The sequence below is a fragment of the Curtobacterium sp. 'Ferrero' genome, assembly GCF_002412165.1.
GTDB lineage: Bacteria > Actinomycetota > Actinomycetes > Actinomycetales > Microbacteriaceae > Curtobacterium.
This window is the reverse complement of record NZ_NXIA01000012.1, coordinates 54,102-74,252: the sequence shown is the minus strand read 5'-3', so window position 1 is coordinate 74,252 and position 20,151 is coordinate 54,102. Positions and strand designations below refer to the sequence as shown.

At 71.6% G+C, this 20,151-nt stretch carries 21 protein-coding genes and 2 tRNA genes; 11 read left to right on the top strand and 12 right to left on the bottom strand.

Annotated features, from left to right (window positions below; genetic code table 11):
* Nucleotides 1-13: 13 nt before the first annotated feature.
* From Csp2054_RS11700 to Csp2054_RS11680, 5 genes are all read right to left on the bottom strand, one after another.
* Nucleotides 14-358, bottom strand: coding sequence for a metallopeptidase family protein (locus Csp2054_RS11700; protein ID WP_096899486.1), 345 nt, complete (start codon nt 356-358; stop codon nt 14-16).
* Between the two features lie 127 nt (nt 359-485).
* A tRNA-His gene (locus tag Csp2054_RS11695) sits at nt 486-561 on the bottom strand.
* 204 nt (nt 562-765) lie between these two features.
* Entirely contained in the window at nt 766-1,413 is a 648-nt protein-coding gene (gene orn / locus Csp2054_RS11690) for an oligoribonuclease (RefSeq protein ID WP_096899485.1), read from the bottom strand.
* A gap of 777 nt (nt 1,414-2,190) precedes the next feature.
* Nucleotides 2,191-3,429 (bottom strand): MFS transporter, encoded by a 1,239-nt coding sequence (locus tag Csp2054_RS11685; protein WP_096899484.1) that lies wholly within the window; start codon nt 3,427-3,429, stop codon nt 2,191-2,193.
* Nucleotides 3,426-3,872 (bottom strand): MarR family winged helix-turn-helix transcriptional regulator, encoded by a 447-nt coding sequence (locus Csp2054_RS11680; RefSeq protein ID WP_096899483.1) that lies wholly within the window; start codon nt 3,870-3,872, stop codon nt 3,426-3,428. Before Csp2054_RS11680 ends, Csp2054_RS11685 begins: the two co-directional genes overlap by 4 nt.
* Before the next feature lie 203 nt (nt 3,873-4,075).
* Here Csp2054_RS11680 and Csp2054_RS11675 point away from each other — a divergent pair, with 203 nt between their 5' ends.
* Entirely contained in the window at nt 4,076-4,366 is a 291-nt protein-coding gene (locus Csp2054_RS11675; RefSeq protein WP_096899482.1) for a hypothetical protein, read from the top strand.
* Between the two features lie 29 nt (nt 4,367-4,395).
* Complete coding sequence (locus Csp2054_RS11670; RefSeq protein WP_096899534.1) at nt 4,396-4,656, top strand: thioredoxin family protein; 261 nt, start codon at nt 4,396-4,398, stop codon at nt 4,654-4,656.
* A 35-nt stretch (nt 4,657-4,691) separates the two neighbouring features.
* On the opposite strand, the gene Csp2054_RS11665 is transcribed toward Csp2054_RS11670, so the two are convergent.
* From Csp2054_RS11665 to Csp2054_RS11655, 3 genes are read right to left on the bottom strand one after another with little or no spacing between them, the layout of a single operon-like run.
* On the bottom strand, nt 4,692-6,662 hold the full coding sequence (locus Csp2054_RS11665; RefSeq protein WP_096899481.1) for a DUF6716 putative glycosyltransferase: 1,971 nt from the start codon (nt 6,660-6,662) through the stop codon (nt 4,692-4,694).
* 30 nt (nt 6,663-6,692) lie between these two features.
* Complete coding sequence (locus tag Csp2054_RS11660) at nt 6,693-7,565, bottom strand: N-acetylneuraminate synthase family protein (RefSeq protein ID WP_096899480.1); 873 nt, start codon at nt 7,563-7,565, stop codon at nt 6,693-6,695.
* A gap of 10 nt (nt 7,566-7,575) precedes the next feature.
* The gene (locus Csp2054_RS11655; RefSeq protein WP_255252717.1) at nt 7,576-8,391 is read right to left on the bottom strand and encodes a cytidylyltransferase domain-containing protein; all 816 of its coding nucleotides are present in this window, start codon (nt 8,389-8,391) and stop codon (nt 7,576-7,578) included.
* A 211-nt stretch (nt 8,392-8,602) separates the two neighbouring features.
* On the opposite strand from Csp2054_RS11655, the gene Csp2054_RS18655 reads away from it, so the two are divergent.
* The gene (locus tag Csp2054_RS18655) at nt 8,603-10,963 is read left to right on the top strand and encodes an ArnT family glycosyltransferase (protein WP_096899479.1); all 2,361 of its coding nucleotides are present in this window, start codon (nt 8,603-8,605) and stop codon (nt 10,961-10,963) included.
* Nucleotides 10,964-11,076: 113 nt separating this feature from the next.
* Nucleotides 11,077-11,152: transfer RNA gene (locus tag Csp2054_RS11645), tRNA-Arg, on the top strand.
* A 59-nt stretch (nt 11,153-11,211) separates the two neighbouring features.
* Here Csp2054_RS11645 and Csp2054_RS18150 read toward each other — a convergent pair.
* Together Csp2054_RS18150 and Csp2054_RS11635 are read right to left on the bottom strand one after the other, a co-directional pair.
* Nucleotides 11,212-12,357 carry a hypothetical protein gene (locus Csp2054_RS18150; RefSeq protein WP_096899478.1) on the bottom strand — a complete coding sequence of 382 codons (1,146 nt, stop codon included), beginning with the start codon at nt 12,355-12,357 and terminating at the stop codon, nt 11,212-11,214.
* A gap of 86 nt (nt 12,358-12,443) precedes the next feature.
* Nucleotides 12,444-12,710, bottom strand: coding sequence for a hypothetical protein (locus Csp2054_RS11635; protein WP_096899477.1), 267 nt, complete (start codon nt 12,708-12,710; stop codon nt 12,444-12,446).
* Between the two features lie 197 nt (nt 12,711-12,907).
* Here Csp2054_RS11635 and msrA point away from each other — a divergent pair, with 197 nt between their 5' ends.
* From msrA to Csp2054_RS11620, 3 genes are all read left to right on the top strand, one after another.
* A complete protein-coding gene (gene msrA / locus Csp2054_RS11630) occupies nt 12,908-13,435 on the top strand; it encodes a peptide-methionine (S)-S-oxide reductase MsrA (RefSeq protein ID WP_096899476.1) in 528 nt (175 codons plus the stop codon).
* A gap of 37 nt (nt 13,436-13,472) precedes the next feature.
* Complete coding sequence (locus tag Csp2054_RS11625; RefSeq protein ID WP_096899475.1) at nt 13,473-13,691, top strand: methyltransferase; 219 nt, start codon at nt 13,473-13,475, stop codon at nt 13,689-13,691.
* Nucleotides 13,692-13,863: 172 nt separating this feature from the next.
* Nucleotides 13,864-14,505: a single-stranded DNA-binding protein gene (locus tag Csp2054_RS11620; protein ID WP_096899474.1), complete on the top strand. Its 642-nt coding sequence runs from the start codon at nt 13,864-13,866 to the stop codon at nt 14,503-14,505.
* A gap of 15 nt (nt 14,506-14,520) precedes the next feature.
* Here the strand turns inward: Csp2054_RS11620 and Csp2054_RS11615 are convergent, their stop codons facing one another.
* A complete protein-coding gene (locus Csp2054_RS11615) occupies nt 14,521-15,237 on the bottom strand; it encodes a hypothetical protein (RefSeq protein ID WP_141399247.1) in 717 nt (238 codons plus the stop codon).
* A gap of 175 nt (nt 15,238-15,412) precedes the next feature.
* Here Csp2054_RS11615 and ettA point away from each other — a divergent pair, with 175 nt between their 5' ends.
* Both ettA and Csp2054_RS11605 read left to right on the top strand, forming a co-directional pair.
* The gene (gene ettA / locus Csp2054_RS11610; protein WP_096899472.1) at nt 15,413-17,098 is read left to right on the top strand and encodes an energy-dependent translational throttle protein EttA; all 1,686 of its coding nucleotides are present in this window, start codon (nt 15,413-15,415) and stop codon (nt 17,096-17,098) included.
* Nucleotides 17,099-17,127: 29 nt separating this feature from the next.
* Nucleotides 17,128-17,583, top strand: coding sequence for an acyl-CoA thioesterase (locus Csp2054_RS11605; RefSeq protein WP_096899532.1), 456 nt, complete (start codon nt 17,128-17,130; stop codon nt 17,581-17,583).
* Between the two features lie 41 nt (nt 17,584-17,624).
* Here the strand turns inward: Csp2054_RS11605 and Csp2054_RS11600 are convergent, their stop codons facing one another.
* Nucleotides 17,625-18,479, bottom strand: coding sequence for an acyl-CoA thioesterase (locus Csp2054_RS11600; protein WP_176491673.1), 855 nt, complete (start codon nt 18,477-18,479; stop codon nt 17,625-17,627).
* A 42-nt stretch (nt 18,480-18,521) separates the two neighbouring features.
* Here Csp2054_RS11600 and Csp2054_RS11595 point away from each other — a divergent pair, with 42 nt between their 5' ends.
* Both Csp2054_RS11595 and Csp2054_RS11590 read left to right on the top strand, forming a co-directional pair.
* Nucleotides 18,522-19,223, top strand: a complete 702-nt coding sequence (locus tag Csp2054_RS11595) for a hypothetical protein (protein ID WP_096899471.1) — start codon at nt 18,522-18,524, stop codon at nt 19,221-19,223.
* 52 nt (nt 19,224-19,275) lie between these two features.
* Nucleotides 19,276-20,118, top strand: coding sequence for an NAD-dependent epimerase/dehydratase family protein (locus Csp2054_RS11590; protein ID WP_096899470.1), 843 nt, complete (start codon nt 19,276-19,278; stop codon nt 20,116-20,118).
* Nucleotides 20,119-20,151 lie beyond the last annotated feature (33 nt).

Below are 20,151 nucleotides of genomic sequence, written 5' to 3'. Positions count from 1 at the left end.
GCGTCGCGTGCGGTCAGGCCCATCCGAGCTCGTGCAACCGGTCGTCGTCGATGCCGTAGAAGTGCCCGATCTCGTGCACGAGGGTCGTGTGGACCTCGTCCCGGAGTTCGTCCTCGGTGCCGCACTCGGCCAGGTGCGCGTTCCGGAACACGACGATGCGGTCCGGGAGCTCGCCGAACCCGTACTGACCACGCTCGGTCGCGGCGATGCCGTCGTAGACACCGAACAGGTCGGAGCCGTCCTCGGGCTCGTCCTCGACCACGAACACGACGTTGTCGAGTCCGGCGAGCATGTCCTCGGGCAGTCGGTCGAGCTCGTCCGACACGAGGTCCTCGAAGTCTTCGGGGGACATCTCCATCACGGAGGGATCATCCCACGCGTCCTGGTGGTGCTCCTGGTCCGGGTGCTGGTCTTGGTCCGGGTGCTGGCGCCCGTCGCCCGTCGGGACGACGAAGGGCCCCGTCCGGAGACGGGGCCCTTCGACATGGGGTGAGTAACGGGTCTCGAACCCGCGACCTCCTAGACCACAACCAGGCGCTCTACCAACTGAGCTATACCCACCACGTCCGCACCGGCTGACCGGAGCGACCGTTCAATAGTAGTACATGCGCGGACCCGTCCGGACCACGTCGGTGGTCGCCGGTGTCGCGCGGCCGGTGTCGCGCGTCTGACGTCGTTCGGCCGGTGTCACGCAGCTGTGATCACGCGGCCGGCGTCATCCGGAGGGAGTCCCGGCCGGTGTTTCGGCGGGTACCGCGGCTTGCGTCACTCGGCGGGTGCCGCGGCCTGCGGCTCGAGGCGTGGCTGCCACTTCGCCACCACTTCGGCCTGGACGGCGCGGACGTCCTCCGTGGAGGGCCCGGGCTCGGCGACGAAGCCGGCGCGGCGGTAGTACTCGAGCTCACGGATCGACTCGAGGATGTCCGCCAGGGCGCGGTGTCCACCGTGCTTCTCGGGGGCGTTGAAGTACACGCGCGGGAACCAGCGCCGGCACAGCTCCTTGATGCTCGACACATCCACGCTCCGGTAGTGCAGGTGGTTGTCGACCCGCGGCATGTACTTCGCGAGGAAGGAGCGGTCGGTTCCGATCGTGTTGCCCGCGAGGGGAGCGGTGCCCTCTCCCGGCACGTGGGCGAGGATGTACTCGAGCACCTGGTACTCGGCGTCCGCGAGGGACACGCCGTTCGGGATCTCGTCGATGAGCCCCGAGGTCGTGTGCATGTTCGTCACGAACTCGTTCATGTTGTCGAGCGCGGACTGGTCGGGCTTGATGACGATGTCGAAGCCGGGGTGGACCGGAACGAGGTCGAAGTCGGTGATGACGACGGCCACCTCGACGAGCTCGTCGACCTCGAGGTCGAGGCCCGTCATCTCGCAGTCGATCCAGACGAGGCGGTCGTTCGCTGTTGCCATGTGCTCGATCCTATTCCCGTGTCGAGCGCCGCCCGGGTCCGGTGGGTGCCGCGGTGCCCCACGTCCGTCATGCCCGTCGTGCCAGCCGTGCGCGAGCGGGCGTTTCCTGACGGTGCGCGCTGGAGGGGTGTGGCGTTTTCGCCCGCTCGCGCGTTTGCGGACGGAACTGGGGTGGCGGGGGTGGGTGTGCCTCCCGTCTGTGCCGCGAGCGGGCGTTTCCTGACGGTGCGCGCGGGAGGGATGTGGCGTTTTCGCCCGCTCGCGTGTTTGCGGGCGGAACTGGGGTGGCGGGGTGGGTGTGCCTCCCGTCTGTGCCGCGAGCGGGCGTTTCCTGACGGTGCGCGCGGGAGGGGTGTACCGTTTCCGCCCGCTCGCGTGTTGGCGGGCGGGACCGGGGTGGCGGGGGTGGGGTATGCCTCCTGTCTGTCCCGCGAGCGGGCGTTTCCTGACGGTGCGGGGAGTAGGGCGTGGCGTTTTCGCCCGCTCGTGTGTTGGCGGGCGGGACCGGGGTGGCGGAGGTGGGCACGCCTCCTGTCTGTCCCGCGAGCGGGCGTTTCCTGACGGTCCGCGCCCGTGGAACGCGGCGATTCCGCCCGCTCGCGACCGGGCGGGATCGCAGGGCGTACCCGGAACCGGCGGCGCCCCACCTCGCGACATCCGAGCCCGGACACAGGGTGAGGGCGGGGTGCGCGTGCACCCCGCCCTCACGGAACAGCCCGAGTCGGGCCCAGCCCGAGCCCGGTCCGGGCGCGACCCGCTCCGGACCGACCGCTGGCCTCAGACCATCTCGCCCGCGGTGACCGCCTCGGCCTCGACCGCGGCCGGCTCCGCACCGTCGTCGACCCGGCGCAGCACCTTGGTCGTCGCGACCACGACCACGAAGGCGATCGCGACCGACAGCCCGGCGAAGACGTACGCGGCCGACGGGGCGATGGCGTCGGCCAGCAGCGTCGCGACCGGCGGGGCGATCGCACCACCGATGAACCGCACGGCGGAGTAGGCGCTCGACGCGACCGAACGCGGCAGGTCCGTGGCCTCCATGACGCACTCGGTGAGGACGGTGTTCAGGACACCGAGCACGAGCCCGCCGACGATGACGCAGATGATCAGGCCCACCTGCGACGTCACGACCACGGCCGCGGCGAAGAGGTCGAGCGCCAACAGCGGCAGCGCGATCTTCAGCACGGTCGTGCGCCGGAGCCGAGCGGTGAGCATCGGGGCGACCCAGACCGAGGTGATCGCGAGTCCCACGCCCCAACCGAAGAACGTGAACCCGATGCCGAGCGCACCGAACCCGAGGGGGAACGGGGTGTAGGCCAGCAGCACGAAGAAGCCGATGTTGTAGAAGAGCGCGGTGACGGCGAGCGCGGCGAGTGCCGGGCGTCCGAGTGCACGGAACGGGGCGGACAGCTTCGTCGGGGTCGGCTTCTCGAGACCGGACGACTTCAGCAGGGTGACGATGGCGATGAACGCGATCGCCATCAGGGTCGTCACGCCGAAGAACGGGCCGCGCCAGCTCACCGAGCCGAGCAGGCCGCCGACCAGCGGTCCGACGGCGATGCCGAGGCCGAGCGCCGCCTCGTACAGGATGATCGCGGAGGCCGTCCCGCCGGAGGCCGCACCGACGATCGTCGCGAGCGCGGTGGAGATGAAGAGCGCGTTGCCGAGGCCCCACCCGGCGCGGAAGTCGATGATGCTCCACACGCTGTTCGAGGTCGCGGCGAGGACCGAGAAGACCACGATGAGCGCGAGTCCGATGAGCAGCGTGTTCTTCGGGCCGATGCGGCTGGACACCCAGCTCGTGAAGAACATCGCGACGCCCGTGACCGCCAGGTAGCTCGTGAAGAGCAGCTCCGTCTGCGCGGCGGTGGCGTGCAGCGACGAGGCGATCGCGGGCAGGATCGGGTCCACCAGGCCGATGCCCATGAAGGCGACGACGCAGGCGAAGGCGATGGCCCAGACCGCGGAGGACTGCTTCAGGATGCTGCCCGAGGCAGCGGGGGCGTGGGCGTTCACGCGGTGATCTCCGTTCGTGTGGTGGTCGAGCTGCGGGAGGTGATGACGGCGGCTGCCTCGTGGAGGGCGTCCCACTCGTCGTCGCTGAGGTCGGCGAACATCGGGCCGACGGTGCGGGTGAGCGTGGCGCGCCAGGCGACCAGGCGGTCGCGGCCGGCGTCGGTCAGCGAGATGAGCTGTCCGCGCGAGTCGTCGGGGTCGACCTCGCGCACGACCAGGCCGTCGTCGAGCATGCTCGAGACGAGGCGGGTCATCGTGGGCTGGGCCACGCGTGAGGCGGCCGCGAGCTCGCCGAGTCGCAGGGGTTCCTCCGTCTCGAGGATGCCGAGCGTCCGCCAGACGGCCGGCGAGGTCGTGTTCCCCGTGGCCCGGACCGCGGTGCGGATGAGGCGGTTCACGGACACGAGCAGCGTCTCGATCGTCTGCTCCCGCGATGTTTCCATGCATGAACTATATAGCAGGGCTATGCATCGGTCAAGCGGAGTCGCCGCCGGGGCACCTGGTGTGGGTGTCGCCGCCGCGCGGCACCCGGGGCGGGTGTTGCCGCCGCGCGGCCACCGGATGCCGGTGACCCTCGCCCACCGGGCGCCGGTGCCACCGGGTGCCGGTGCCCCGTCCACCAGGTGCGCCCTGGTACAAGGGATGCATGAGTGACATCACGATCTCCGAGGGCGCCGAGTACACCGCGATCTTCCACGGCGGCCCCTTCGACGGCACGACCGACACCCGCACCGCGACGAGCGACGCGCTGGACGACGAGATCACCGTGTACGCCGACGTCGAAGGGCTCCAGACCGCCTTCGCCTACCGCCTCACCAAGGCGCGCCAGGTCCTCGACCAGACCTCCGCCGAGTACACCTACGACCCCTCCGACTCCGACCCCGTCGACGACCTGCAGGAGCGCGGCGACCGATCCGGCGAGTTCGACCGGGAGTAGACCGCACCCGGAGCGCGTTGTCGTCCGACGTGCGACTCGACCTCTGGACCTCGGCGTTCTGTGCGCCGTGCGCGGCGGCTCGGCGGGTGTCCGCCGAAGCCGCGGCACTTGTGCCCGACCTGACCGTCGTCGAGCGGGACGTCGCTGCACATCCGGACGAGGTGGAAAGCCTCGGCATCCGCTCGACGCCGACGATCATCGTGCGGCGCGACGACGGATCCGAGGCGTTCCGTTCACCCGGCGTGCCGACGCGCGACCAACTGCTGGTCGCGGTCGCGAAGGCGCTCTGACCCGACGGGGTCGGGTTCCGGCCTGGAGGCACGGATCACCTTGACCCGACGGGCTCGGGTTCCGGCCTGGAGGCACGGATCACCTTCCTGACGACCCGTTTCGTCCAGCGGACGGGCGTCCCGACCATCAGCGCCACGCTGCCCATCGCCGAGCGGTCATCACGCCCGAGCGCGTTCTTCCGCTCCCAGGCCCGGCGGAGCGCCCCGCCCCGGCTGCGCCGGGCCGCCGGCCGGTCCTCGAGCGCTCCCGCATCCCGCAGCAGCATGAGCCCCTCGGCCCGGCGCGCCCAGTCGTCGTCGGACGGCGGGTGGAAGCCGTTGTCGCGGAGCCAGGCGGACTCCACCGTCCGGAACCGCCCGGCGACGAGGTCGTCCGTGTCGCCAGGGAGGCCGCTGCCGACGAAGACCTCGTTGATGAGCTGCCGGGAGACCCCGAAGTCCGTGAGGGTGAGGGCCGGCACGCCCGCGGCGACGGCCTCGAGCACCGCGGTCGAGCTCACCGTGACGAGGGCGACGGCCCGGGCGAGGTGTTCGGCCATCGGACCCGACTCGACCACGAGGTTCGGCGGGGCGTCGACGGGGAGGAGTTCCGCGTAGGGGTGCTCCTCGTGGTGGGTCTGGTGCTCGCCGGAGGTCGCGCGGACCTTGATCACCACGCGCCACTCGGGGTGTGCACGGGCGGTCTCGGCGAGCCTGCGGATGAGGAACGCCCGCTCCTCCCGCGTTGCCGGGACGCTCGGTTGTGCCGCGAACACGACCGAGTCCCGGCGCCCCGGGCCGAGGGCGTCCCCGGGGCCGTTCCCGGTGTCGGTGCGGGTGTCGTTCCCGTTCCCGTTCTTGTTCCCGTTCCCGGTGTCGTGCCCGTTCCCGTCCGTGCTCGCGCCCGTGTCGTCACCGCCTGATGCGCGAGCGGGCGAATCGTGCGGCTGCGGCTCGCCGTACTGAGCGGATTCCGCCCGCTCGCGGCAGTGGACGTCCGCTCCGCCGTGCCGCGTGAGGGAGTTCTGGACGACCACATCCTCGCGAGCGGGCGAAAGGTGCGGGGTCGGAGCGCGATTGGAGGCAGAATCTGCCCGCTCGGGGTTGGGGTGGGACGCGTGCTCGTGGGCGGGCGAATTGTGCGGGGTCGGAAGGCGATCGCGTGCGGATTCTGCCCGCTCGGGGTTGGGGTGGGACGCGTGCTCGTGGGCGGGCGAATTGTGCGGGGTCGGAAGGCGATCGCGTGCGGATTCTGCCCGCTCGGGGTTGGGGTGGGGTGCGTGCTCGTGCGCGGGCGAATTGTGCGGGGTCGGAACGCGATCGGGCACGGGTTTCGCCCGCTCGGGGTCCGGGTGGAGCGCAGGAACGTCGGGGTCCGGGCGGAGCGCAGGAACATCGAGGCGGGCTGCGAGGGGACGACGGGGGCCGGCAATGAACGGGAGGGTCGCCAGGGCGAAGGCCGGTTCGAGGCCGCCCTCGCGAGCGAGTTCCTCGTACGCCCGCACCTCGCGGTGGCTGTGCAGGACGAACAGGTCCGCCCGGGCCCGGAGGAACACGCCCTTCCACTTCGCGGGGTACGAGATGCCGGGCAGTCCGGTCAGCAGCACCGGGCGGCGCGGGATGCGACGGACGACCTCCTCGATCACGAGTTCGGCGACCGGCCCGATGCACGAGACGAGGACGACGTCGGGCGGGTCCTCGGCGAGACGCTGCACGACCACGTCGACGTGCAGCGGCCGCGGGGGAGCCTCGGAGAGCGTTGCCAGCCGGGGTCCGAGGCCTCGGAACGCAGCGCGGAGCTGGCCGGGGCTCGCCGACCTCGGCGTGGCGAGGGTGAGCAGTTCGAGTTGCCAGTGTGCGGGGGCGCGGTCGAGCAGATGCGCGCCCCACTTCGCGAACGAGTCCGTGTCGACCAGGCCGACCACGCGGCGGGGGCGCGGCGGCGTCGGATCGGTGATCCGTGCCTCCCGTCCGGAGGTGGCACCGACGGCGCCCGTCCCGCCCGTCACGCCGACCGCGCCCGTCACGCGGCCCCGACCGTCACGCGACCCCACTCGTCACGCGACCACACGGCGGAGCTTGGCGAGGGGCGCCTCCTCGCCGGGGAAGATGCGCTTCACGCCGTCGCCGAGCGCGGTCTCGACGATGCGGACGTCACGCACCAGCGTCCGGAGGCCGTGCGGCTCGAGCGAGGCGGCGTGGTCCGAGCCCCACATGGTGCGGTCGAGCGTGATGTGCCGCTCGACAGCGGTCGCGCCGAGTGCCACGGCGGCGACGGAGATCTGCAGGCCGGGCTCGTGCCCTGAGTAGCCCACGGGGACCCCCGCGTACCGGAGGGCCAGGGTGTCGATCATGCGGAGGTTGGCCTCCTCCGGGGGCAGGGGGTACGTCGAGGTGGCGTGCATGAGGACGAGCCGGTCGGTGCCGAGGACCTCGACCGCGCGGTCGATCTGCTCGAGCGTCGACATGCCGGTGGAGAGGATGACGGGCTTGCCGGTGGCGGCGACGGCCGAGAGGAGCTCGGTGTCCGTCACCGACGCGGACGCGATCTTGTGCGCGACGACGCCGAGGTCCTCGAGGAAGGCCACGGACGGCACGTCCCACGGCGAGGCGAACCAGTCCAGCCCGCGGAGCGTCGCGTGGTCGCCGATCTCGATGTACTGGTCGCGGTCGAACTCGACGCGGTACCGGTACTCGAGGTAGGTCATCTCGCCCCAGGGGGTGCTCCGCGGCGTGTCCTTCATGTGCTCGGGCGTGGAGATCGCCGGGGTGCGCTTCTGGAACTTCACCGCCTGCAGTCCAGCGTCCGCGGCGACGTCGATGAGTCGCTTGGCGATCTCGACGTCGCCGTTGTGGTTGAGGCCGATCTCGCCGATGAGGTAGGCGGGGTGGCCGGCGCCGATGGTCGACGAGCCGATGGTGACGGTCATGGTGCTCCGATCAGGGCTGGTGCTGCAGGGTCTGGTGTGTGCCGGACGGGGTCGTGGGCCGCGCGGCGATCGGCGCGTCGGTCGGCTCGGCGTCTCGCGTTGCGGACCGGGTCCGCGCGAGGGCGTCTCGCGCCGCGAGCCGGGTCCGCGCGAGCGCGTCGGCGAGCGACAGGTCGCTCTCGTCGTCGATGTCGATCGCGGTGGTCGCTTCGACGACGACGAGTTCGGTCCGACCGAAGAACCGGTGCCGGTGCGTCCGGAACCCGGCGGTCCGCATGACGGTGAAGGCGCCCGTCTCGCGGAACTCCGGCGCGCGGTCCTGGCGACGGGGACGGACGGCGGCGTCGTGGTTCACGGCGACCGCACGCCCCTCGGCGTCGACCCGCCAGAGGAACGCGTGCGAGGGCGCTGCGGCGAACACCGAGTCGGCAGCACCGGTCCGGACGCGCTCGACGGCTTCCTGGATCGCGGCGGGTTCCTGGAACGGCGAGGTGGCCTGCAGGAACACGAGCACCTCGGGGACGCTGCCGTGCTCGCGCTCCAGCTCGTCGAGGACGTGCAGCAGGGCCGACTCGCTCGACGCGGTGTCGACCGCGAGGGCCTCGGGTCGCTCGACGACGAGGGCGCCGGCGGCCCGGGCCTCCGCCGCGATCGCCGCGCCGTCCGTGGTGACCACGACGGTGTCGACGGCCGGCGTCGCCAGCGCCGCGTCCACGGCCCGGGCGACGAGCGACCGGCCGTCGACCGTCCGCAGGTTCTTCCCGGGCACGCCCTTCGACCCGGCGCGGGCGGGCACCACCGCGAGGACACGTCCGAGGCTCGTCACGGTCCGCACGCTAGGGAGGCTCGGTGTCGGCCAGTCGAACGGCAGTCGGCCAGCGGTGAACATGCTCAGGAACGGAGCGGCTGCGCTGCACGCGATGGGCTCCGGGCCCGGCCTCAGCTTCCCGGAGGACTTACCGCGCTCATGGGCATCGTCCGGCCGCCGTCCGGCAGCGGCACCGGAACCCGCAAGGACCCCTGCCGAGGGTGGACGCATGACCGCTTCCGGTGTCGACCGCCCGCTCCCGCGCTCCACCCGCCGCACAGTGCCCGTCGGGCGGTGGGCACGACGACTCGTCCGGGGACGGGCGGACGCGGCACGGTGGGAACGCCCCGCCCTGCTCGGCCTCCTGCTCGCCACGGGAGTGCTGTACCTCGTGGACCTCGGCGTCAACGGGTACGCGAACGCCTTCTACGCGGCCGCCGTGCAGGCCGGCAGCCAGAGCTGGGAGGCGTTCTTCTACGGCTCCTCCGACGCGGGCAACTCGATCACGGTCGACAAGCCGCCGGCGTTCCTCTGGGTGATGGGCATCTCGGTCCGGCTGTTCGGTCTCAACTCCTGGTCGTTGCTCGTCCCCGAGGCCCTGATGGGCGTCGCGTCGGTGGCCCTGCTGTACGCGATCGTCCGTCGGCGCTTCTCCGCCGCAGCGGCCCTCGGAGCCGGTGCTGCGCTCGCGACCACACCCGTTGCCGCGCTGATGTTCCGGTACGACAACCCCGACGCCCTCCTCACCCTCCTCACGGTGCTGTCGATCTGGCTCGTCCTGCGCTGTGTCGAGACCGGGCGGCTCCGGTACGTCGTCTGGGCCGGGATCGCGGTCGGGTTCGCCTTCCTCACCAAGCAACTGCAGGGCTTCCTCGTGCTGCCGGTGCTCGTCGGGGTGTACCTGTACTGCTCGGCGCTGCCGCTCCGCCGGAGGATCGTGCACCTGCTGTGGGCGGCGCTCGCCGTCGTGCTGTCGGCCGGGTGGTGGGTCGCGATCGTCGAACTCGTCCCGGCCTCTGCGCGCCCCTACATCGGCGGTTCGCAGACGAACTCGTTCCTCGAGCTGACGTTCGGCTACAACGGACTCGGTCGGGTCACCGGCGACGAGGCCGGCAGCGTCGTCCCCGGCGGCACCGGGGGAGCGGGGTCGTGGGGGTCCACCGGACTGCTGCGCCTGTTCGGCCCCGAGTTCGCCGGGCAGATCACCTGGCTGCTGCCCACCGCGCTGCTGCTGCTCGTCGCGTCGCTCGTGGCGATCGGCTTCCGACGGCGGACCTCGGTGCGGCTCGCCACGGTCCTGCTGCTCGGCGGCTCCCTGCTCGTCACGGGCGTCGTGTTCAGCCTGATGGGCGGGATCTTCCACCCGTACTACACGATCGCGCTCGCCCCCTTCATCGCGGGACTCGTCGGGATCGGCGCCGGGGTGCTGTGGGAGCGCCGGAGGTCCTGGTGGGCACGCGGTGCGGCGGCAGCGGCGGTCGTGGTGACGGTGGTGTGGCAGTGGCACCTGCTGTCGGAGACCGGTTCGTGGCAGCCGTGGATCCGGTGGGTGGTGCTCGTGGCCGGGGCCGTGACCGCGGTTGGCGTGCTGGTGCCGTGGGGACGAGCGGTTGCGGCGGGCGCGACCGCGGCGAGCGCGGGTGCGCGTACCGGAGCGGGCGCGGATGCGCGAGCGGGCGATCTCGGTCGATCGGGGGCGGGCGCGGGCGTGGGTGCGCGAGTGGGCGATCTCGGTCGGTCGGGAGCGGCCGAGGGTGGCGGTTTCCGCCCGCTCGGATGGGAGGCAGTGCCCACCCCCGCCACGCACCCCGCGTCCGGTGGGCGTCGGGAAGTCATCCCCGCGCGCTGGAACCGCCCGCTCGCGGTCGTCGTCGTGGTCGGCGCTGCGGTCACCGGCCTCCTCGGTCCGACGGCGTCCTCGATCGAGACGGTCACGACGGCGCACACGGGGGCGCTCCCGTCGGCCGGACCGTCGGTGACGACGACCGGGTTCGGAGGTGGACGCGCGGGTGCTCCGACCGGAGGCGGAGCGGGCGCCGGCGCGGGCGGAGGCACGGGCGGCGGGGCGCAGGGTGGCATGCCTGGTGGTGGCCCGGCGGGCGGGAGCAGCACGGGCCAGTCGGGTCAGGGCGGTCAGGGTGGTCAGGGAGCGGGCATTCCCTCCACCCCGGGCAGCGCTTCGGACGGCAGTGCGGGCGGCGGCCCCTCGGGGAACGGCGGCGCAGCGAACCTGCTCGGCGGTTCGACCGAGGTCGCCAGCGCACTCCGGTCCGCCCTGCTTGCCGACGCCGACGACTACACCTGGGTCGCCGCGACCGTCGGGTCGAACAGTGCCGCCTCGTACCAGCTCGCCACCGGCCACGCCGTGATGCCCATCGGTGGGTTCAACGGGACGGATCCGTCACCGACGCTCGCCGAGTTCGAGCAGGACGTGGCCGACGGTGCGGTGCACTACTTCATCGCCAGCGGAACCGGGTCGTCGCAGGACTCCGACGACAGCGCGTCCGCCATCACGAACTGGGTCGAGGAGCACTTCACTGCGACCTCGATCGGCGGTGTCACGGTGTACGACCTCACCGAGGCCTCGTGAACGCCGACGCGGGTCGCTAGCATCGACGGGTGCTGCGCCCGGAGGACCGTCTCGATCCCGCACCGAGGCGCGTCCTCGTCGCGGGGACCTGCGGACTAGAATCGTCGCCGTCCGCCTCCGTAGCTCAGTGGATAGAGCAGGTGGTTTCTACCCTCCGTGTCGCGGGTTCGATTCCTGCCGGGGGCACCATGACGAAGGCCGCCACCCGATCGGGAGGCGGCCTTCGTCGTCCGAGCGTCGCTCGGCGATCAGTCGTCGTCGGACGACCGGCGGCGGAGCTCACTCGCACTGATCGGCTGCGTGTACGGCGCCTCGTCGGTCTCGCTCGCGTCGGCGGGTTCGGCCGGACCGCCCTGCACGCGCGTGGGGACGGACTTCGTGGCGGGCGTCGCCACGGTCGATGCCGGACGGTTGACGTGTGCGTCGGCAGCGGTCGGACGGGCGACGGGCGGCGGGACCGGGCGGTCGGCGGAGCCGGGGTTCGACCCGTCGCCGAGCGCGCCGGCACTCGACCGGTCGTCGACCGCGTCGTCGTCTCCGGCGTCCTCCGCTGTCGGTCGGCCGGGCGTGCCCAGCGTCGGCCGCATCGGCGCGGAGCCCGAGGCGGGGGCGGAGACGTCTCCGCCGTAGGGCCGGGTGAGTCCGTCGGACAGCGGCCGACCGCCGTCGGAGAGCGGCGTGGTCGCCGACGTGTCGGCACCCGTCGCCGACGACCCGGCCGCAGCCGCGGTGCCGGCCGCAGCCGCGGTGCCACCCGCAGCGGACGGGGCGGAGGAGGGCGCGCCTCCCGGCTGGCGCAGCGCCGTGGTGGTCGGTGTCGACGGCGCAGCCGCGCGACCCGCGGCCTGGTCGGCGTTCCAGTCCTGCTGCCGGCGCACGAGGTCGGCGTCAGGGTCCGGCGTCTCGAACTTCCACCGCTCGAGGTCGTACTTGAAGAGCTTGCGGGCGCGACCGGGACGGGCCTGCCACTCGAGCAGCCGATCGCGGAACTCGGCCAGGGACTGCTCGGCCTGGAAGCTGAACGTCGAGGAGTTCTTCTTGATGTCGGCGATCTCGTGCTGCGCCCAGTTGGCGGCGAGCGGCGACCCGGACACGGGGAGGAGTCGGAGTCGGACGTCGGCATCCTCGGCGAGGTGATCGGCGTATGCGCGCTCCTCGTGACCGAGCGACCCCCAGGTCGCGGCCTTGCGCGCCGCGGAGATGATCGCGGCGACGGCGGCGTTCTTCGCCTCGCGCTCCTGCAGGGCGACGACGCGCTTCGTCGCACCCCGGCCGATGAGCGCGGCGACGACACCCGCCACCACGATGGCCACGAAGGGGATGATCGCGCCGGAGAGCACGCGCCAGCCGTCGTCCGAGGCGGTCCAGTCGGTCAGCTCGTTCCACCAGTCCATGCGCGCACCCTACCCACGGATCGCCGACGGTCCGGGGACCCCGGTCGGTGATCCGCCCGATCGTCTGGTCGCCCGGGCGCGCTGGGTCAGCCCCATCGGAGGCAGTCCACGGCGTCGTCCGCCGACCAGACGTTCGGGAACTCGACGAACCGACGCTCCGTCGGCACGTAGCGTCGGGCGCGGTACGCGGTCCCGCCGGCCACGTCCACCCGGTCGACGTAGCCGACGACCTCGCCGTTGGCACGCGTGACCCGGCTCAGGTCGTCGCGGACGTCGAGGATGCGGAGGTCGCCGCGACTGCGGGCGACCGAAGCGGTCCGGATCCGGAACGACGGTTCGTGCTGTGTCTGCATCGTGTGCCTCCTGCTGGTCGGGGCCGCCCGGTCGTCCGGTCGGGTCGCTGTCTGGTGCTGTGGTCGAAGGTACGTTCGACCACCGACATACCGGGCGGGTGCCGCGATCCTGTGGACGGGAGCGGCACGACCGCGACGAGTGCAGGGATCGTCCCCCTTCCCCGGGCGTCCCCGGTCACGCGGGGTAGGTTGTCCGCATGACCACGTTCGTCCTCGCCGGAGGTTGCTTCTGGTGCCTCGATGCCGTCTACCGCACCCTCCAGGGCGTGCAGGACGTCGTGTCCGGCTACGTCGGCGGTGTGACCGACGACCCGACCTACGAGGCGGTCTGCACGGGGACCACCGGGCACGCCGAGGCGGTCGCGGTGACGTTCGACGAGTCCGTGCTGCCGGCCGACGTGGTCCTCGACGTCTTCTTCACGCTGCACGACCCGCGCCAGCTCAACCGGCAGGGCGCCGACGTCGGCACGCAGTACCGGTCCGCGATGTTCCCCGCGGACGACGCGCAGCGTGCGCTGTTCGAACGGGCGATCGAGCGCGCGTCGGACATCTGGGACGGCGATGTCGTGACGACCATCGAGCCGCTCACGACGTTCCACCGAGCGGAGGAGTACCACCAGGACTTCTTCGCGAAGAACCCTGGCCAGGGCTACTGCCTCGCGGTGGCGCTGCCGAAGGTGAACAAGGTCCGCAGGGCCTACAGTCAGTACATCCTGGCGTCCTGAACGACGGGCGTCGGGGCCACGAGGAGGTGGTCGATCGATGACGAACAACACGATGACGACAGGGTCCACGACCTGGGTGGCGGTCGGACCCGCGGGCGCGGTCGGCAGCATCCACCGCGAGCCGGACGGGTTCCACGTCGAACTCTTCGGTCGACGGAGCACCGGCGGGGTGTTCCCGTCGCTCGGCTCCGCGAAGAGCGCCGTGCACGCCGCGATGGGACCGCTCGCCGACCGCCCGGAGTTCCGCGCGCACTGAACCGCGCACGCTGACCCGCGTACACCGACCGGCGAGCGCCGGTCAGCGTGCGACGATCCGGCGGACTGGAGGCTCGGGGCACCGTTCCTCCACAGGTCACCTGATCGACGTGACGATCCACAGATCGAGCCCCGGGCCGCTGACGCGGCCCGGGGCTCGCGACGATCGGAGCATGAACGACACGATCACGATCTGCGGCATCGTCGCCACCGACCCCCGTCACCTCGTCACCGACACCGGTGTGGCGATCACGAGCATGCGTCTCGCCTCACCGTCGCGGCGGTGGGACCGCGGGACCGGCACCTGGACGAACGGCGCCACGAACTGGTTCACCGTCACGGCCTTCCGCTCCCTCGCCGCCAACGTCCACAAGTCCCTGAAGAAGGGCGACCGCATCGTCGTCACGGGGCGTGTGCGGATCCGGACCTGGGAGCGGGACGGCCGCGGCGGCACGTCGGTGGAGGTCGACGCCGAGGGCATCGGGCACGACCTCGCGTGGGGGATCAGCAACTGGATCCGGGTGCCGCGGCACGCGAACGAGGCGACGGCGGCGCCGGGTGAGGGGCCGCGCGTCGACCCGCGCACCGGCGAGGTGCACGGCGCGACGCCACGCGACCCGGGGGACCGGGACGACGTCGACCCTGCCGGTGTGCACGCCCTCGGGGAGGCCGACGACGTCGAGGAGTTGCCGGACGCCGCGGAGGCGAACCGCCATGCCGCTGCCCTCGCGGGCGACGAGACGGACGCGCTCGCACCTGGTGGCACCGCGGACCACGACGGCAGTGAGCCCGCCCTCACACCGCGAGCGGCGTGAGGGCGGACCGTGGCGTCAGTAGTTCTGGGTGATCATCGCGATGCCCGCGACCTCGGTCGTGTCCCAGTTCCCGCCGCGCGGCAGACCCGACACGCGGCCGTCGATCGAGAAGCTCGCCCCCTGTACCTTGCCCGGGTTCGTCTGCTTCGCCCGCAGCCCGTGGAAGCTGAAGCTCGTGTCCCACGTGCCGTGGAGTCCGGTCTGCCCGGCCTTGTCGCCGACGGTGATCGAGATGTCGTTCACCTGCGAGTGCACGACGTCGCCGTTGAGTCGTCCGTTCGCCTCGGCGTTGAAGAACAGGCGACCGTCGAGGTTCACCGCGATCGTGCCGACCGTCCGGTTGTTCAGGATGATCGAGGCGACGTCGTTCTTGTACCAGCGCAGGCCGACGGACGTCTTGTTATGGGACGCCGCACCCATGTAGCCGTAGGTGAACTTCCCGTTCTGCACGCGCTCCCAGATGAACCGGGGCTGGCCGCGGCTGATCGTGGAGCCCGTGTCCGACTGGATGCCGACCGCGAACGCGTTGTTGTGCGCGTCGTGGACGTTGATGTAAGACGAGTACCCCGTCCCCGAGCCGTTCTCGATGAGGTGCGCGGTGTACTGCGCGTACAGCCCGTGCGGGACGGGGGACGCGGCCGACGCCGGTGCCGCGGGCGCGACGAGCGCCACGGTGAGTGCGGTCGCGCCGACGAGGGGCAGCACGGATCGCAGCAGTCGCTTCGTGAACATGTGGTGGTCCTGGTCCTGATCGGCGGCCTGCCGGTGGTTTCCCTGGCCGCGGGTGCTGAAACGGTACGTCGGGACGTTGCAGAAGGCCACTGGCAATCCGTACAGACTTCGCAGGACGGCGAACCGCGGCGTGCGGGAGCGGGGACGCGTTCGGTTCACTACACTTGGGGCCGATATGGCTGAGTACATCTACCAGATGGTCCGCGCCCGCAAGTCGGTCGGCGACAAGCTGATCCTCGACGACGTCACGATGTCGTTCCTCCCCGGCGCGAAGATCGGCGTCGTCGGGCCGAACGGTGCGGGCAAGTCGACGATCCTGAAGATCATGGCGGGTCTCGACCAGCCGTCGAACGGCGAGGCGAAGCTCACCCCGGGCTTCACCGTCGGCATCCTCATGCAGGAGCCGGAGCTCGACGAGGACAAGACCGTCCTCGAGAACGTCCAGCAGGGCGTCGGTGAGATCAAGGGCAAGCTCGACCGCTTCAACGAGATCTCGGCGCTCATGGCCGAGCCGGACGCGGACTTCGACGCGCTCCTCGCCGAGATGGGCTCCCTGCAGGAGGAGATCGACGCGGCCGACGCGTGGGACCTCGACTCCCAGCTCGAGCAGGCGATGGACGCCCTGCAGTGCCCGCCGGCCGACGCGAAGATCACCAACCTCTCGGGCGGTGAGAAGCGTCGTGTCGCCCTCTGCAAGCTCCTCCTCGAGAAGCCGGACCTCCTGCTGCTCGACGAGCCCACCAACCACCTCGACGCCGAGTCCGTGCTCTGGCTCGAGCAGCACCTGTCGAAGTACCCCGGCGCCGTGCTCGCGGTGACGCACGACCGGTACTTCCTCGACCACGTCGCCGAGTGGATCGCCGAGGTCGACCGCGGCCGCCTGTACCCGTACGAGGGCAACTACTCGACCTACCTCGAGAAGAAGCGCGAGCGGCTCGAGGTCCAGGGCAAGAAGGACGCCAAGCTGGCGAAGCGCCTGTCGAGCGAGCTCGAGTGGGTGCGCAGCAACTCGAAGGGTCGGCAGGCCAAGTCGAAGGCCCGTCTCGCCCGGTACGAGGAGATGGCGGCCGAGGCCGAGCGCACGCGCAAGCTCGACTTCGAGGAGATCGTGATCCCCGTGGGGCCGCGCCTCGGGTCGCAGGTCATCGACGCCGAGAAGCTGCACAAGCAGTTCGGCGAGCGGGTCATCATCGACGACCTGTCGTTCACCCTGCCCCGCAACGGCATCGTCGGCGTCATCGGACCGAACGGCGTCGGCAAGACCACGCTGTTCAAGACGATCGTGGGGCTCGAGCCGCTCGACGCCGGCACGCTCAAGATCGGCGACACGGTCGACATCTCGTACGTCGACCAGTCCCGCGGCGGGATCGACCCGAACAAGAACCTCTGGGAGGTCGTGTCCGACGGGCTCGACTACATCCAGGTCGGCAAGACCGAGATCCCGTCCCGCGCCTACGTGTCGCAGTTCGGCTTCAAGGGGCCGGACCAGCAGAAGAAGGCCGGCGTGCTGTCAGGTGGTGAGCGCAACCGCCTGAACCTCGCGCTCACCCTCAAGCAGGGCGGCAACCTGCTCCTCCTCGACGAGCCGACGAACGACCTCGACGTCGAGACCCTCGGCAGCCTCGAGAACGCGCTCCTCGAGTTCCCGGGCTGCGCCGTCGTGATCACCCACGACCGGTGGTTCCTCGACCGCATCGCGACGCACATCCTCGCGTGGGAGGGGCTGAACGAGGACGGTACGCCGAACTGGTACTGGTTCGAGGGCAACTTCGAGGCGTACGAGGAGAACAAGCTCGTCCGTCTCGGGCCCGACGCGAACAAGCCGGGTCGGTCGACCTACCGCAAGCTCACCCGCGACTGACCGTGGCGCGACTGCACGCTCCGATCCGCATGCGGTGGAGCGACATCGACGCGTACGGCCACGTCAACAACTCCGCGATGCTGCGTCTCCTCGAGGAAGCGCGCATCGTGGGGTTCTGGGGTGCCGACCCGGACGAGCAGGTACCGGACGGGGCGCTCCCGGACCCGATCATCGACGGTCGGCCGGGATCGGGGACGATGACGGTGATCGCCGCGCAGCGCCTCGAGTACCTCGCGTCCATCCCGTACTTCCGGCAACCGCTCGACATCCAGATGTGGATCGGACGCGTCGGCGGCGCGAGCATCGACGTCTCGTACGAGGTCTGGTCACCGGTGGGGCACGACCCCGCGGTGCTCTACACCCGCGCGACGACAGCCCTGGTGATGGTCGACGCCGAGACGAACCGGCCCCGGCGTCTGACCGCGGCCGAGCGGGAGGCGTGCGGGGCGTACGTTGAGCCGGCGGTCGAGTTCTCCCGTCCCTGACACCGGCCCCGAGGCCGCCTCGGGACCGACCCCGACCGTGCTCAGCGAGGGACCCGCATCATGCCCTCCTGCGCCACGCTCGCGAGCAGGCGCCCGTCGCGCGAGAACATCCGGCCGAACGCCAGCCCCCGGCCGCCCTGCGCGCTCGGCGACTCCTGCGTGTACAGCACCCAGTCGTCGGCGCGTCCGTCACGGTGCCACCACATCGCGTGGTCGAGGCTCGCGCTCTTCACCCCGGGCGTTCCCCAGGCGACCCCGTGCCGGCGCATGACCGGCTCCAGGATCGACAGGTCACTGGCGTAGCCGAGGACGGCACGGTGCAGCGCCGGGTCCTCCGGCAGGTCGCCGTCCACCCGGAACCACACCGCCTGGTGCGGCACCCGTTCCCCCTGTACGTCGACGAAGACGGGACCCTCGACGTGTCGGAGATCGATCGACCGCTCCGCCCAGGCCTGCGCGACGGGGTGGTCGATCGCGGACAGGATCGACGCGGCCGACGGCAGGTCCTCCGGCGCCGGCAGGTCGAGCGGGAACGGGTCCTGGTGCTCGACACCGTCGTCGGGCTTCTGGAACGACGCGATCATCGAGAAGATCGGCACGCCGTTCTGGTACGCCTGCACGCGTCGGGTCGCGAACGAACGGCCGTCGTGGATGCGCTCGACGCCGAACGTGATCGGCACGTGGATGTCGCCGGGACGGAGGAAGTAGCCGTGCATCGAGTGGATGTCGCGGCCGTCGATCGTGGTCTGTGCCGCGACGACGCACTGCGCGAGCACTTGTCCGCCGAAGACCCGACCGTTCGGCGACCAGTGGCTCGCACCGGTGAGGATCGTCTCGCCGGTGCTCGCCCCGGTGTCGTCGAGCCGCAGGGTGCGCAGGAAGTCCGGTTCGCTCACGCCGCCATCCTACGAAGTCCGCCCCGGTAGGATCGGGTCGACATGGGCACCACCTTCACGCTCCCCGACGCCGCGTCCCTCGGCGACCTCCGCACCTACCTCGGACGCGCCGCCCGGGTCGAGGACGGTTCGGTGCGGCTCATCGCCGACTCGGGCGTCCTCGCCGTCTACACGGCGATCCTGTACCCGGTGGGCCTCCTCGACGAACTGCCGACCGTGCTGGGACTGCGGACGTTCTCCCTCGTCGAGCCCGCGAGCATCGACGCGGTCGTCCCGCTCGCCTCCCTGCAGGAGCGCCTCCGGCTGCTCGCGGCGGACCAGGACGCTCAGCACGCCGAGGGGGTCGACCCGACGCGCGCGACCCCGATCGAGGTCGAACTGCCGCACGAGGTGCACACGGTGACCTGGGCCGCGATCTCGCCGCCGCGCGGTGGCTGGGTGCCGCTGCCCGACGTCTCGGCGGAGCTCCTCCGCCGGGCCGCGAAGGCCGGCATCGCGGAGGTGGCCGAGGCGGTGCCGTCGAACGCCGGCGAGGCGATCGTCCGTCGCGTCCGGTCCGAGGTGTGGGGGCGCCCCATCCCGATGATCGAGCACCTCCCCGCGGGTGCGGGCTTCGCGGGGGAGAGCCTGGGGTTCCTCGGGCACGACCCGGTCCGACTCTTCGAGACCGGGCCGTGGAGCCGGCTCACCACGTCGCGCGGGCACGTGCTCGTGAAGCGGCGCGCCTGGTCGCTCACGCCCTGACGCCCTGACGCCCCACCAGGGAGCGCCGATCCGAGCGTGGTTGGGTGAGACCATGCACGTCTTCCTCACCGGCGCCTCCGGCTACATCGGCTCCTCCGTCCTGCGCGCCCTCGTCGCCCACGAGCACGAGGTGACCGCGATCGTCCGCTCCGACGAGAAGGCCCAGCACGTCCGCGACGCCGGCGGCCACGCGATCGTCGGTGACGTCACGGACTCCGAGGTCGTCGAGCGGCTCGCCCACGAGTGCGACGGCGTGGTCCACACGGCCTCGGCCGAGGGGGTCGACCCGGCGTTCACCGCCACCGTCCTCCGCGCGCTCGAGGGGACGCCGAAGCCCTTCGTCCACACCGGCGGCATCTTCACGTTCGGCAACTCGACGGACATCTCCGAGCAGTCCCCGATCGATCCGCCGGCCCTGACCGCGTGGCGCGTCGCCAACGAGGCCGCGGTGCGCGCCAGCGAGGCCCGCACCACCATCGTCGCGCCCGGCATCGTCTACGGCCGTGGTGCGGGCATCCCGGCGATGTTCGTCGGTGACGGCGAGCACGAGGTCCGCCTGGTCGGGGACGGTTCGCAGCGGTGGACGACGGTGCACATCGACGACCTCGGCGAGCTCTACGTCCTCGCGCTGCACCGCGCCGAGCAGGACGGCTACGTGGTCGCCGCGACCGGTGACAACCCCACGGTGCGCGAGATCGCCGAGGCGGGAGCGCACGGTTCGCCGGTGGTCGCCGAGAGCGTGGACGCCTCGCGGGAGCGCCTCGGCACCGACTTCGCGGACGCGCTGCTGCTCCACCAGGAGGCGGCGGGCGCGCACGCGCGCGCCGCGTTCGGGTGGAACCCGACGCGTCCGTCGCTCGTCGACGACCTGGCCGACGGTTCCTACGTGCGCTGACGCCGCCACCGGCGCAGGGACGAGCCGGTGACG